Source organism: Actinomycetes bacterium (genome assembly GCA_035506535.1).
Lineage (GTDB): Bacteria > Actinomycetota > Actinomycetes > DATJPE01 > DATJPE01 > DATJPE01.
The window spans coordinates 38,760-51,885 of record DATJPE010000003.1; the positions used below are offsets into that span (position 1 = coordinate 38,760).

General features: G+C 73.5%; 10 protein-coding genes. 7 read left to right on the plus strand and 3 right to left on the minus strand.

Translation table 11 applies throughout. From position 1 onward, the window contains the following. Positions 1-7: 7 nt before the first annotated feature. Positions 8-1,273, minus strand: a complete 1,266-nt coding sequence (locus VMI11_00710; protein HTY70926.1) for a cytochrome P450 — start codon at positions 1,271-1,273, stop codon at positions 8-10. Between the two features lie 18 nt (positions 1,274-1,291). Next, positions 1,292-3,589, minus strand: coding sequence for an EAL domain-containing protein (locus VMI11_00715; GenBank protein HTY70927.1), 2,298 nt, complete (start codon positions 3,587-3,589; stop codon positions 1,292-1,294). A gap of 68 nt (positions 3,590-3,657) precedes the next feature. Between VMI11_00715 and hutU the strand changes: the two genes are divergently transcribed. The 7 genes from hutU (at position 3,658) to hutI (ending at position 11,564) form a co-directional block, all read left to right on the plus strand. After that, positions 3,658-5,316: a urocanate hydratase gene (hutU, locus tag VMI11_00720; GenBank protein ID HTY70928.1), complete on the plus strand. Its 1,659-nt coding sequence runs from the start codon at positions 3,658-3,660 to the stop codon at positions 5,314-5,316. 2 nt (positions 5,317-5,318) lie between these two features. Continuing rightward, positions 5,319-6,506, plus strand: coding sequence for an allantoate amidohydrolase (locus VMI11_00725; GenBank protein HTY70929.1), 1,188 nt, complete (start codon positions 5,319-5,321; stop codon positions 6,504-6,506). After that, complete coding sequence (locus tag VMI11_00730) at positions 6,497-7,840, plus strand: formimidoylglutamate deiminase (protein HTY70930.1); 1,344 nt, start codon at positions 6,497-6,499, stop codon at positions 7,838-7,840. Before VMI11_00725 ends, VMI11_00730 begins: the two co-directional genes overlap by 10 nt. 413 nt (positions 7,841-8,253) lie before the next feature. Next, positions 8,254-8,508, plus strand: coding sequence for a hypothetical protein (locus VMI11_00735; protein HTY70931.1), 255 nt, complete (start codon positions 8,254-8,256; stop codon positions 8,506-8,508). A 123-nt stretch (positions 8,509-8,631) separates the two neighbouring features. After that, positions 8,632-9,792 (plus strand): hypothetical protein, encoded by a 1,161-nt coding sequence (locus VMI11_00740; GenBank protein ID HTY70932.1) that lies wholly within the window; start codon positions 8,632-8,634, stop codon positions 9,790-9,792. A gap of 58 nt (positions 9,793-9,850) precedes the next feature. Then, on the plus strand, positions 9,851-10,330 hold the full coding sequence (locus tag VMI11_00745; protein HTY70933.1) for an HNH endonuclease signature motif containing protein: 480 nt from the start codon (positions 9,851-9,853) through the stop codon (positions 10,328-10,330). Positions 10,331-10,367: 37 nt separating this feature from the next. Further along, entirely contained in the window at positions 10,368-11,564 is a 1,197-nt protein-coding gene (hutI, locus tag VMI11_00750; GenBank protein ID HTY70934.1) for an imidazolonepropionase, read from the plus strand. Between the two features lie 7 nt (positions 11,565-11,571). On the opposite strand, the gene hutH is transcribed toward hutI, so the two are convergent. Beyond that, the gene (gene hutH / locus VMI11_00755; GenBank protein ID HTY70935.1) at positions 11,572-13,113 is read right to left on the minus strand and encodes a histidine ammonia-lyase; all 1,542 of its coding nucleotides are present in this window, start codon (positions 13,111-13,113) and stop codon (positions 11,572-11,574) included. Between the last annotated feature and the right edge of the window lie 13 nt (positions 13,114-13,126).

Genomic DNA, 13,126 nt, shown 5'->3' on the forward strand with positions numbered 1-13,126 from the left:
GCAGGCGTCAGCGCGGGCTGACCCGCAGTCGTAGGCCGCCCTTCGGGTGGACGGTCACGGACGCGCGGGGGCGAGGGTCGGCGGCCGAGACCGGCTCGAGGACCCAGTGGCGCGCGATGCCGGCGAGCACCACGGTCGACTCCACGAGAGCGAGCTCTCGCCCGATGCACAGGCGCGGACCGGCGCCGAAGGGCAGGTACGTGCCGCGCGCCGGCACCGCGTCGAAGCGCTGCGGACGGAACTGCTCGGGCCGCACCCACGCCGCGGACCGCCGGTGCAGGGCCCACGGGGAGACCACCACGAGGGTCCCCGCGCCCACCGGTGTCCCGCAGACCTCGTCGTCGACGCGAGCCCGTCGCGAGATGACCCACGCGGGGGGATAGAGCCGCAGCGCCTCGTCGACCACCTGACGCGTCCACGGCAGCTGGTCGGGCGTGAGGCAGTCGGGGGGGAGCCGGTCGGTCTCGTCCGCGACCCGCGTCAGCACGTCCGGGTGCCGGGCCAGCAGGAACAGCGCCCAGGTGAGGGAGCTGGCCACCGTCTCGTGGCCGGCCACCAGGGTGGTGACGACCTCGTCCCGGACCGCCCGCTCGTCCAGCCCCGCCTCGCGCAGCCGTGGGACCAGGCCGGCGTCCCCGGAGGACGCGACGAGGCGCGCGGCCTCCTCGTCGAGGCGGCGGATCGCGGCTCGCAGGCGCAGGTTGCCCGGGGTCGGCACCCCCAGGGCGGGTGCGAGGGGGTTGCGCGCACGAGCGATCACCCGGTCCAGGGCCACGGCCACCGCGCGGACGAGGGAGGCGACCTCCCCCGCGGCCGCCCCCAGCAGGGTGCGGGTGACGACCTCGAGGGAGACGTGGCTCATCGCCGCCTCGACGTCCACCACCTCGCCGGGGACCCAGCCGGCGGTGACCGCGCCCAGGACCGTCGCCGTGGTGGCCGCGAGGGACTGGGTCGCTCGGTAGGCGGGCTGGCTGGCCCGGCGGTGCACGAGCCAGGCCTCGTCGTCATCAGTGGTGAGCAGGCCGTTGCCGGTCACGAGTGCGAGGGCGTCGTACTGGGCGGTGCGCTTGCCGTAGCGGCGGTGAGCGGCACGCAGCACGTGGTCGACCCCCTCGGGGTCGTTCATCAGCAGCACCGGACGGCGCGGCATGGGCAGCTCCACCACGTCACCGAGGCGGTCGAAGGTCTGCTCGAGGAAGCCCAGCGGGTCGGTCGCCATGCTCCAGGCATGCATGAGCATCCAGCGGCCGTCCGGTCGCGCCGCGGTGCTCACCGGCTCATGCAAGCACCCCTAGGCCGGTTCCGCGGCCAGCGGATGCGCCAGCACCGTCGAGACCTCCTCGGCCGGCAAGGCACCGGCGAACAGGAAGCCCTGCCCCAGGACGCATCCCAGCCCGCGAAGGGTCTCGCGCTGCTCCTCGGTCTCGACGCCTTCGGCGACCACCTGCAGGCCCAGGGCAAGGCCGAGCTCGACGATCCCACGCAGCAGCACCGACCCGTCGTGGTCGGCGGAGTCGGTACCGCCGGAGACGAAGGAACGGTCGATCTTCAGCAGGTTCACCGGGAGGCGCTCCAGGTAGCTCAAAGAGGAGTAGCCGGTCCCGAAGTCGTCGATGGCCACGCGGACGCCGAGCGAACGCAGGCGCATGAGGGTCGAGGCGGAGGCGTCGACGTCGCGAACGAGCTGTCCCTCGGTCACCTCGAGGGTCAGGTTCTCCGGCGGCAGCCCGTTCTCCCGCAGGCAGCGAGCGACCTCGTCGACGAAGTCGGTCGCCTCGATCTGGCGGGCGGCGACGTTGACGCTGACCGTGAACCGAGGCCCGACCACGGCCGCCCGCCGCCAGGCCGCGAGCTGCCGGCAGGCGGTCGTCATCGCGAACCTCCCGAGCTCGACGATGGTGGGAGAGGACTCGACGAGGGGGATGAACTCCTCGGGCGGTACGACGCCGCGGACCGGGTCGTACCAACGAAGCAGCGCCTCGACCCCGACGACCAGGCCGGTCGAGAGCTCGACCATCGGCTGGTAGTGCACCACCATCTCGGAGTGGCGCAGGGCCTGCGACAGCCGCGTCCGCGCGTCGACGGCCCCCAGGACCGCCGCCCGCATGGTGTGGGCGTAGCAGACGACCTGCCGCTTGCCGGCAGCCTTGGCTTCCGAGAGCGCGAGGTCGGCTCGGCTCAACAGCTCGTCCGCGTCGGGGACGTCCTCGTCGGCGACGGCGACGCCGATGCTTGACTCCGGCACGACGGTGTGGCCGGAAACGGTGACCGGGGCGGAGAGCGCGGCCAGGATCCGCCCTCCGGCCTCCTCGGCCCGGCCGGCATCTGCCACGTCCTCGAGCATCACCGCGAAGTGGTCCGCTCCGGTGCGCGCGATGGTGTCGCCCGGGCCGGCTCCCACCGCCAGCCGGTCGGCCACCTCGCGCAGCACCGCGTCCCCAGCCACGTGCCCGATGCGCTCGTTGACAGCCTTGAAGTCGTCCAGGTCGACGAACAGGACCGCCGGGTGCAGCCCCTTGCGCAGCGACTGCGCGACCCGGTCGACGAAGAGCGCGCGGTTGGGCAGCCCGGTCAGGGCGTCGTGCAGCGCCGAGTGCTCCAGCTGGTCGGCGAGGCGGCGCTGCTCCGTCACGTCCCTGCTGTTCACGACGATCGCCTGGACGTCGGGGTCGGCGAGGAGGTTGGTCCGCACGCTCTCCAGCCAGCGCCAGGACCCGTCCGCGTGGCGCCACCGGGTCACGCTGACCACGTGGTCCTCCCCCGCCAGGGTGCGTGCCAGGGCCGACCGGACCACGTCGTGGTCGTCTCGATGGCAGGACTCCAGAGCGTGGCGACCGATCGCATCCTCGGGGTCGTAGCCGAGGACCCGCCGCACCGACGGGGTCTGGAACCTGATGACCCCGTCGGCGTCGGTGAGGGTCACGACATCGCTGGAGTTGGTGACCAGTGAGCGAAACCTCGCCTCGCCGCGAGCGCGCTCCTCGGCGGCCGCGACCTCGGAGGCCGCGCGCACGGCGGACTGGCGGCGGCTGAGGGCGACGACCACGGCCGCCGCGAGAAGCACGATCAGCAGCGACTCGAGGTCGGCGAGGCGCGAGTCGGTGTGCGCCCGGCCGCGCTCGACCAAGGCCACGTGGTCCAGGGCGTCGGACAGCGACGGCTCCTCGGCCGCCAGCACCTTGGCAGCCGCGATCCGCGTGCTCGCGCGGGGTGCGCTGAGCTGTGCGCGCGCGGCAGCCGCGGCTCGGTCGTGCTGTCGCAGGGGCGCCGCCACCCCGTGGACACCGGCTCGGGCAAGCCGCGCCACCTCCTGGTCCAACCCGTCCGCCTGGTCCGACAGCTGGGCGCGGCAGGTGGGCGTGAGCGTGGCGGCGCACTCCCAGCCGGCCGCGACCTCGCGGTCCGCGAGCGCCTGAGCACGGCCGATCGCCTCGACGTGCTGCCAATGGTCGTCGGCCCGGTCCCGCAGGCTCGCCACGCTCCACCCGAGGCCCGCGCCCACCGCGACGGCGAGGGCCACCACGATCAGGGGACGCGACGACGCGACGCGGCCGGCGACCGACCGCGCACCGGACAGGCGCGTCGCCATGGTCGCTTATCGACGCCAAGACGGCCGTGCTTGACCCGCGGTGGTGGCAGGGTGAACCCGTGACCACAATTCCCGGCGCGCGCCCCGTCCGTTCCCCCCGAGGCAGCGAGCTGTCCTGCCTCGGCTGGCAGCAGGAGGGCGCGCTGCGCATGCTGATGAACAACCTCGATCCCGAGGTGGCCGAGCACCCCGACCAGCTCGTGGTCTACGGCGGGAGCGGACGCGCCGCCCGCAGCTGGGCGGCCTTCGACGCGATCGTCGCCTCTCTCCGCGCGCTTCGCGCCGACGAGACCCTGCTCGTCCAGTCGGGCAAACCGGTCGGGATCATGACCACGCACGAGTGGGCGCCACGGGTGCTCATCGCGAACTCGAACCTCGTCCCCGACTGGGCGACCTGGGAGGAGTTCCGCCGTCTGGAGTCGCTCGGGCTGACCATGTACGGCCAGATGACCGCGGGCTCGTGGATCTACATCGGGACCCAGGGCATCCTCCAGGGGACGTACGAGACCTTCGCCGCGGTGGCCCGCAAGCGCTTCGACGCCACGCTGGCGGGGACGCTCACGCTCACCGCCGGCCTGGGCGGCATGGGCGGTGCTCAGCCCCTCGCCGTGACCATGAACGACGGCGTCGCGCTGTGCGTCGAGTGCGACCCGTCACGGATCCACCGACGCATCGAGCAGGGCTACCTCGACGAGGCGGCCGACGACGTCGACGACGCGCTTCGCCGCTGCGAGGAGGCGGTCCGTGACCGCCGGCCGCTGTCGGTCGGCCTGCTCGGGAACGCCGCCGACGTTGTTCCGGAACTGCTGCGGCGGGACGCCCCGGTCGACATCGTGACCGACCAGACCTCCGCCCACGACCCCTTGGCCTACCTGCCGATCGGCGTGGCCTTCGAGGACTGGCCGAAGCTGCGCGCCGACGACCCCGAGGGCCTCACCCGTCGCGCGCGCGAGTCGATGGCCGTCCACGTCGAGGGGATGGTCGGGTTCATGGATGCCGGCGCCGAGGTCTTCGACTACGGGAACTCCATCCGGGGCGAGGCGCAGCTCGCGGGCTACACCCGGGCCTTCGACTTCCCCGGCTTCGTGCCGGCCTACATCCGCCCGTTGTTCTGCGAGGGCAAGGGCCCGTTTCGCTGGGCAGCGCTGTCGGGCGACCCCGCGGACATCGCCGCCACCGACCGCGCCGTCCTCGAGATGTTCGGCGCGGACGAGTCCTTGTCCCGCTGGATCCGCATGGCCGGGGAGAAGGTGCACTACCAGGGACTGCCGGCGCGCATCTGCTGGCTCGGCTATGGCGAGCGGGACAAGGCCGGGGAACGGTTCAACGACATGGTCGCCAAGGGCGAGGTGTCCGCGCCCATCGTGATCGGGCGCGACCACCTGGACTGCGGGTCGGTCGCCTCGCCCTACCGGGAGACCGAGGCGATGCTCGACGGGTCGGACGCGATCGCGGACTGGCCGCTGCTCAACGCCATGGTCAACGTCGCCTCCGGCGCCTCGTGGGTCTCCATCCACCACGGCGGGGGGACCGGGATCGGCCGCTCGATCCACGCCGGCCAGGTCTGCGTCGCGGACGGGTCGCTGCTGGCCGGGGAGAAGGTGCGCCGCGTCCTGACCAACGACCCGGGCATGGGTGTCATCCGCCATGTCGACGCCGGCTACGAGGAGGCGCGCGAGGTGGCGCGCAGCCGGGGGGTCGCGGTGCCGATGGCCGACCTGGGGTGAGCATGAGCGCGGCGGAGGGCGTGCTGGACCTGCTGGCGGCCCTGGCGCCGGTCGGCCGCGACGCGCGTACCGGGGGGTATGACCGCCCGGGTTTCGGCACAGCCGAGCGGGAGTGCCGGGAGTGGTTCCTCGACGAGGCGCGCCGGCGCGACCTGCAGGTGGAACGCGACGGCAACGGCAACCTCGTCGCGTGGTGGCGGACCGGACCACCCGCCGTCGGCGGCGTGGTGACCGGCAGCCACCTCGACTCGGTTCCGCAGGGCGGGGCCTTCGACGGCCCGCTCGGGGTCACCTCCGCGCTGGCCGCCGTCGACGTGCTGCGCGAGCGCGGAGCGACCCCCCGCCGTCCGCTCGGGGTGGCGGTCTTCGCCGAGGAGGAAGGGTCCCGCTTCGGGCTGGCCTGCCTCGGTTCGCGCCTCCTGTCGGGCGCGCTCCCCCCGGCTCGGCTGCGGGATCTGCGGGACCGGGACGGCCGCACCGCCGCCGACGCGCTCGCCGAGCTGGACCTGCCCGCTCCTCCCGGCCCGGCGGACCTGCTCCAGACCCCGAGCGCGTTCGTCGAGCTGCACGTCGAGCAGGGCAGGGATCTCGTGGACCGAGGAGCGGCGGTGGCGGTGGCGACCGCGATCCGTCCGCACGGGCGCTGGCGGCTGGACCTGCCCGGGCGGGCCGACCACGCCGGTACCACCGCGCTCGCCGACCGCGACGACCCGATGCTGCACCTCGCCGACGCCGTGCTGGCCGCACGCCAGGAGGCCGAGGCCGCCGCCGCCCTCGCCACGGTCGGTCGCGTCCACGTCGAGCCGAACGCCACCAACGCCATCCCGAGCCTGGTCCGCGCCTGGCTCGACGTGCGAGGAGCGGACGAGACGTCCGTGCGGGCCGTGGTCACGGGCGTCGGCGCGGCGGCGGGCGTCGAGCCGGTCGAGGAGTCGTGGTCGCCCGAGACGAGGTTCCCGGAGCAGCTGCGGGAGCGGCTGGCCGCCACGCTGGGCGGCGTACCGCGCATCCCGACCGGCGCGGGCCACGACGCCGGGGTGCTGGCGGCGGCCGGTGTCCCGGCTGCGATGATCTTCGTGCGCAACCCGTCGGGGGTCAGCCACTCCCCCGTCGAGCACGCGGAGCCCGGCGACTGCGTGAGCGGCGTCCTGGCCCTCGCCGACGTCCTCGAGGAGCTCGCATGCCGGTGACGTCGTGGTGGTGCGAGCTCGCCTGGCTCGGTGGCGAGGCACCCGCGTCCGGGGTGGTCCTCAGCGCCGAGGACGGCCGCTTCACCACGGTCGAGACCGGTGTGCTGCGTCCTCCCGCGGGAGCGACCACGCTGCGCGGGCTGGTGCTGCCCGGCCTCGCGAACGTGCACAGCCACGCCTTCCACCGGGCGCTTCGCGGCCGCGCGTTGCCGGCCGAGGGGACCTTCTGGACGTGGCGGACCGGGATGTACGCCGTCGCCGAGCGCCTCGACCCCGACCGGATGCTCGCACTGGCCCGCGCGACGTACGCGGAGATGGCGCTGGCGGGCATCACCTGCGTGGGTGAGTTCCATTACCTGCACCACGACGGCGACGGGCAGCCGTACGCCGACCCGAACGCGATGTCCGCCGCCCTGGCGACCGCTGCCGCGGAGGCCGGCATCCGGCTCACCTTGCTCGACACCTGCTACCTGTCCGCGGGCTTCGGCGAGCCCCTCGCGGGGGTCCAGCGACGCTTCTCCGACGGTACGGCCGGGGCCTGGGCCGCGCGGGTGGACGGCTTCCACGCCGGGGAGTCGGTGCGCCTCGGTGCCGCGGTCCACTCGGTGCGCGCGGTGCCCGCGGCTGACGCGGAGGTGGTCGCCGAGTGGGCTCGCAGCCGCGAGGCCCCGCTGCATGTGCACGTCTCCGAGCAGCCGGCGGAGAACGCGGCGTGCGAGCAGGCGTACGGCTCCACCCCCACCGCCTGGCTGCACGAGCGCGGCGTGCTGGGGCCCCGCACCACGGCCGTGCACGCGACGCACCTCACCGACGACGACCTAGAGCTGCTGGCCATGACCGGCACGCGCATCGGGCTGTGCCCGACCACCGAGCGTGACCTCGCCGACGGCATCGGCGCGTTCGGGCGGATGCGAGCGGCCGGGATCCCGCTCGCCGTGGGCAGCGACAGCCAGGCGGTCATCGACCTGCTCGAGGAGACGCGGCTGGTCGAGGGGTACGAGCGGCTGCGGACCGGCATCCGCGGCCACTTCAGCGCAGCCGAACTGCTCACCATCGCGACCGCGAGCGGTCACGCGGCCCTGGGCTGGCCGGAGGCCGGCGGTCTCGCCGTGGGGGCGGTCGCCGACCTCGTGGCCGTTGACCTGACGAGCGTGCGTACGTCCGGCGGCGCGGACGCGGACGCGCTGGCCGTGGCGCTCGCGGCGGCGACCGCCGCCGATGTTCGTGAGGTGGTGGTGAGCGGGCGCACCGTGGTCCGCGAGGGACACCACGTGCTCCTCGGCGACGTCGCCCCGATGCTGCAGGCAGCCATCGAGGCCGTCGTGTCCCGCTGACGCGGGCGAGGCGTCACAATCGGACATCTGGTCAAGCGGCTGCACGGCGTGCCGCGTGAAAGCGACGCGTGGAGACGAAGCGGAACCGGATCGGGGGATCCATGTGGTCGAAAGCTCGTCGAGGTGTCACCTGCTGGCTGCTCGCCGCGACGGTACTCAGCGGCTGTGCTGGCGCTTCCTCAGGAGCTGGGTCTCCCTGGGGCGCACGGGCAGGCAAGCCCCCGCTGCCCCGCGTCGGATACAGGTCGTGGGAATGGACCTTCCCGCCGTCTGCGACCAGCAGCGCGTCTCTGGTCGTCATCCTCCACAACCGGACGAAGGAGCCGTATCGGGTCGATCGGATCAGCCTGTCGAAGGCCCCCGGGAGCACGATCGTTCGGAGCTGGGCGGTTCCCATCACTGGCTATCTGTCGATGGGGTCCGACAACACCTACCCACCCAAGCTGGACCTGCAGGTCCCCCGCCTTCGGAGACAGTGGGCCGGCCGGGCGCGAGCCGAGGGGTTCACCGTCGAACCGGGCCAGGAAGTGGACGTGGTCATCGGCGTGAAGCTGACGGGGCACGATGCCACCATCGGCGGCATCACGGTCTACTTCACGTGGGAGGGCGAGGCCCTGAGCTACGACCCCAGGCTCTCCTTCGTCGTCGGCACACCGACACCCGTCTGAGCCAGGCGGGCGGACTCGGTCCTCCGCTCACCCGACGGGCGAGGCGCCGAAAACCGTTGTGGTCATTGGAGATTCTTCAACATGAGGGTTGACTCCACCGATCCCGATCGCTAGTGTGGACATATGTTCGAAGCGGTGGAGGAGATCTCCCCAGCGGAGCTCGAGGCGCTCGTCGCGCAGGGGCCGCCGGACTTCTCCGACGCGCCGTACGCCTATCCGCCCGAGGAGTTCCTGACGTTCATCGGCGTGGAGCCGGCCCGCTCGGTGCTGGACGCCCGCGAGACGACCGGAGTCATCCCGACCGGCGTCACCGCGTTCGCCGAACTTGCAGCCATGGACCCTCGTCTCCTCGACGGGCACGACCGCGTCGAGTACGTGAGCGCCATCGAGGCCCAGCGTGCCCACCTCGACTCCCTGCTCCTGGCGGGAGTGCACGCGCTGGGCCAGCCGGAGCCGGCCACCGCGGCGACGGCCGCCCCGGACGATGGCGTCCGGCTCGAGCTGACCCGCCTTGCCCTGGGCTCCTCGGAGCAGTACGCCGGATCGCGCATCCTGCTGGCGGACGCGCTCGCGACCCGGTTGCCGGTCACCCGCGCCATGCTGACGGAAGGTCGCATCCCGACGATCAAGGCGGCCATCGTCGTCGAGCTCACCGGTCCGCTCTCCGACGAGGAGTGCGCAACCGCCGAGGCACGCGTGTTCCCGCGAGGCCTGTCGCAGACGTCGGCGTCCTTCCGCCGCAGCGTCCGCCGGGTCGTACGTGCGCTGCGGCCGGACCTGTTCGTCGAACGGGTCGAGCGGGCCATCCCGCACGAGACCCGCGTGACGTGCTGGGACGACGACACCGGCTTCTCCCGCATGATGCTCACCGGACCCACCGCCGTGGTCCGCCCCATTGTCCAGGCCGTCCGCGACGAGGCACGTGCGCAGCACGCGGCGGCGACACGGGCTGGTCAGCCGAGACAGCCGATCGGGATGCGCGAGCTCGCCGCACTCTGGCGCTGGGCGACCACCGCGCACCTCGACCGCCACGCCGCAGGCCCGCAGGAAGGGACCGACGTCGGGTCGTGCCGAACGTGCTGCGCCAACCTGCTCGCCGGACAGCGACCTGTCAGCCGATGGGTCTGCGGACCCAGTCGACGTCGCATGGCTCGTCGCCGACCAGCTCGGCCAGCCGCGCAGCGCGCGAGAGCTGGCCCGTTGCTCCGAGTCCCGAACCACCGGCGATCCTCCCGAACCCCCGCCCGACTCGGCGCCCACGCTCGCCGACCCTCCTCCCGCTGACATCTGGAACCCGGCGGGCTTCCCCCGTGGCGCGCCACAGGTTCGCCTCGACCTGATCATGGAGCTGCCCGACCTCCTCGCCCTCCAGCAGGATCCGGGTGCCGGCATCGGAGTGCTCAAGGGCATCGGCGAGATCCCAGCGGACCTCGGGCGGGCACTCGCCGTGGACGCGAGATGGCGCCGGCTGCTCGTCCAGCCAACGACCGGGCAGCTCCTCGACCTGGGCCGGAAGCAGTACCGACCCTCGCGCGCTCTGCGCGACTACCTCATGGCTTCGGTCGCCGAGTGTCGCGGTGCCTATTGCACGCGCACCCCCTGGGAGATCGACCACGCCACGGACTGGACGCTGGGCGGGCGGACCGACCGCGACAACCTCTCGCCGTACTGCACGCACACCCATCACCTCAAGACGTTCCTCGGGTTCACGGCGACGGCGGCGCCGGACGGCACGCGCACCTGGACGACGCCGGGCGGCAACTCCTACGAGAAGCCCCCGGACGACGTGCGCACCACCCGCTACGGCACCACCGGCGCTTGAGCACCGGCATCGCACCGGGCGGGCGTACAGTCCGGGCGTGCCTGCCCCGGACCTCGGCCACGGGACGAGCCCGTTCGCCGTGGTGTTCACCAACATCGGCGAGCTCGTGACCTGCGACGCCAACATCGGCGAGGGGATCCTCGGCGTCCACCGCGACGCGGCGCTCGTGGTCGAGGACGGCCGCGTTGCCTGGCTGGGTCCCAGCGGCGACGCCCCCGCAGCGGACCGCCGCGTCGACGTGGCCGGGCGGGCCGTGCTGCCGGGATGGGTCGACAGCCACGCCCACCTCGTCTTCGCGGGGGATCGCGCCGAGGAGTTCGCCGCGCGGATGGCGGGACGGGCATACTCCGCCGGCGGGATCCGCACCACCGTCGCAGCGACCCGGGCCGCCGGTGACGACGTGCTGCGAGGGACGCTGACCCGCCTCGTCGCCGAGGCGCTGCGCCAGGGGACGACGACGATCGAGTGCAAGAGCGGGTATGGCCTGACGGTCGAGGACGAGGCGCGGTCCGTGCGGATCGCGGCCGAGGTGACGACCGAGACGACCTACCTCGGCGCGCACGTCGTGCCGCCGGACATCGACACCCAGTCCTACCTCGAGCTGCTCACCGGGCCGATGCTCGACGCGTGCGCTCCCCATGCCCGGTTCGTGGACGCCTTCGTCGAACGCGGCGCCTTCGACGCCGACCAGGCTCGCTCGGTGCTGACTGCGGGAATCGACCGCGGGCTGCTGCCCAAGGTCCATGCGAACCAGCTCGGCCCGGGACCGGGAGTGGCTTTGGCGGTGGAGGTCGCGGCCGTCTCCGCGGACCACTGCACGCACCTGTCGCGCGCTGACGTCGACGCGCTGGCGGGCTCCGCCACGATCGCGACGCTGCTCCCAGGTGCGGAGTTCTCCACGCGCTCGCCCTATCCGGACGCACGCGCCCTGATCGATGCGGGCGCCACCGTGGCCCTGGCGACCGACTGCAACCCCGGGTCGAGCTACACGACGAGCATGCCCCTCTGCGTCGCCCTCGCGGTCCGCGAGATGCGGATGAGCGTCGAGGAGGCGATCTGGTCGGCGACCGAAGGCGGCGCCAGGGCGTTGCGGCGTGACGACGTCGGCCGGCTCACCCCAGGGGCCCGTGCCGACCTACAGGTGCTGGACGCTCCTACCGCCACGCACGTGGCCTATCGCCCCGGCGTACCGCTCGTGCACCAGGTCTGGCGCGGCGGGGAGCGGGTCGTCTGACGCAGGCTCAGACGAGGGGACCCGTCACCGACTCCGCGGCGTCCAGCAGCGACCCGTCCATGACGAGCGCCACCGTCGCCTCGATCTCCGGGGACAGGTGGCGGTCCGGACCCGGACCCGCGACCTCGCGGCGAAGCGCGGCCCGGACCGCACCCGTCGCGGCCGCGGGCTCCAGCGGTGCGCGCAGGTCGAGGGCTCGAGCGGCGGAGAGGATCTCGATGGCGAGCACGCGGGCGAGCCCGTCCACGGCCCGGCGGAGCTTGAGCCCGGCGGCCCAGCCCATCGAGACGTGGTCCTCCTGCATGGCCGAGGACGGGATGGAGTCCACGCTGGCCGGCACGGCCAGCCGCTTCATCTCCGAGACGATGCCGGCCTGGGTGTACTGCGCGATCATGTGCCCGGAGTCCACGCCCGGGTCGCCGGCGAGGAACGGCGGCAGGCCCTGGGAGCGCGCGACGTCGAGCATCCGGTCGGTACGCCGCTCCGCGATCGACGCGACGTCGGCCGCCACGATCGCGAGGAAGTCCAGCGCGTAGGCGACCGGAGCACCGTGGAAGTTGCCGTTGGACTCAACCCGGCCATCGGGCAGCACCACGGGGTTGTCGATCGCCGCGGCGAGCTCGCGGGCGGCGACCATACGCGCGTGCGCGAGGGTGTCGCGGGCTGCACCGCTCACCTGCGGGGCGCAGCGCAGGGAGTAGGCGTCCTGCACCCTGGTGTCCTCCGGCCCGCGATGGCTGGCCACGATCGGCGAGCCGGCCAGCAGGGCGCGCATGTTCGCCGCGGCGTCGCGCTGCCCGGGGTGTGGCCGCAGCGCCTGCAGATCGGCCGCGAACACCCGGTCGGTGCCGAGCAAAGCCTCGACGCTCATCGCGGCGGAGATGTCGGCGACCTTGAGCAGGGCGTCGAGGTCGTGGCAGGCCAGCACCAGCATGGCGAGCATGCCGTCGGTGCCGTTGAGCAGGGCGAGCCCCTCCTTCTCGGTGAGCTCGACGGGGACGAGGCCGTGCGCGGCCAGGGCCGCCGCGGCCGGAACGAGGGTGGCGTCGGTCTCGTGCACCTCGCCCTCGCCCATGAGGGCCAGCGCCACGTGCGCGAGCGGGGCCAGGTCGCCCGAGCAGCCCAGGCTGCCGTAGGTCCGGACCACCGGGGTCAACCCGCTGGACAGCAGGTCGCACAGGGCCTGTGCCGTCCCCGGACGTACCCCGGTGCGTCCGCTGGCGAGCGTGCGCAGCCGCAGGAGCATCAACCCGCGGACGACCTCCCGGTCCACCTCCGGCCCGGAGCTCGCGGCGTGCGAGCGGACCAGGCTGCGCTGCAGCTGCCGGCGGCTCTCGACGGGGATGTGCCGGGTGGCGAGGGCCCCGAACCCGGTCGAGATCCCGTACGCCGGGACGTCGGACACCGCCAGTGCCTCGACCCGGGCTCGCGACGCCGACAGCGCCTCCACCGCGCTCGGCGCGAGGCGGACGCCCGCGCCGCCTCGAGCCACCGCCACCACGTCCGCCTCGGCGAGTGCGGACCCGTCCACGACCACGGTGTCGACCATGCGCCCATCCAAG

Coding starts and splice junctions, on each gene's coding strand:
- VMI11_00715 (HTY70927.1), bottom strand. CDS start 3,589: ATGGCGACGCGCCTGTCCGGTGCGCGGTCGGTCGCCGGCCGCGTCGCG.
- VMI11_00725 (HTY70929.1), top strand. CDS start 5,319: ATGAGCGCGGCGGAGGGCGTGCTGGACCTGCTGGCGGCCCTGGCGCCG.
- VMI11_00730 (HTY70930.1), top strand. CDS start 6,497: ATGCCGGTGACGTCGTGGTGGTGCGAGCTCGCCTGGCTCGGTGGCGAG.
- VMI11_00735 (HTY70931.1), top strand. CDS start 8,254: ATGGGGTCCGACAACACCTACCCACCCAAGCTGGACCTGCAGGTCCCC.
- VMI11_00740 (HTY70932.1), top strand. CDS start 8,632: ATGTTCGAAGCGGTGGAGGAGATCTCCCCAGCGGAGCTCGAGGCGCTC.
- VMI11_00745 (HTY70933.1), top strand. CDS start 9,851: ATGGAGCTGCCCGACCTCCTCGCCCTCCAGCAGGATCCGGGTGCCGGC.
- hutH (HTY70935.1), bottom strand. CDS start 13,113: ATGGTCGACACCGTGGTCGTGGACGGGTCCGCACTCGCCGAGGCGGAC.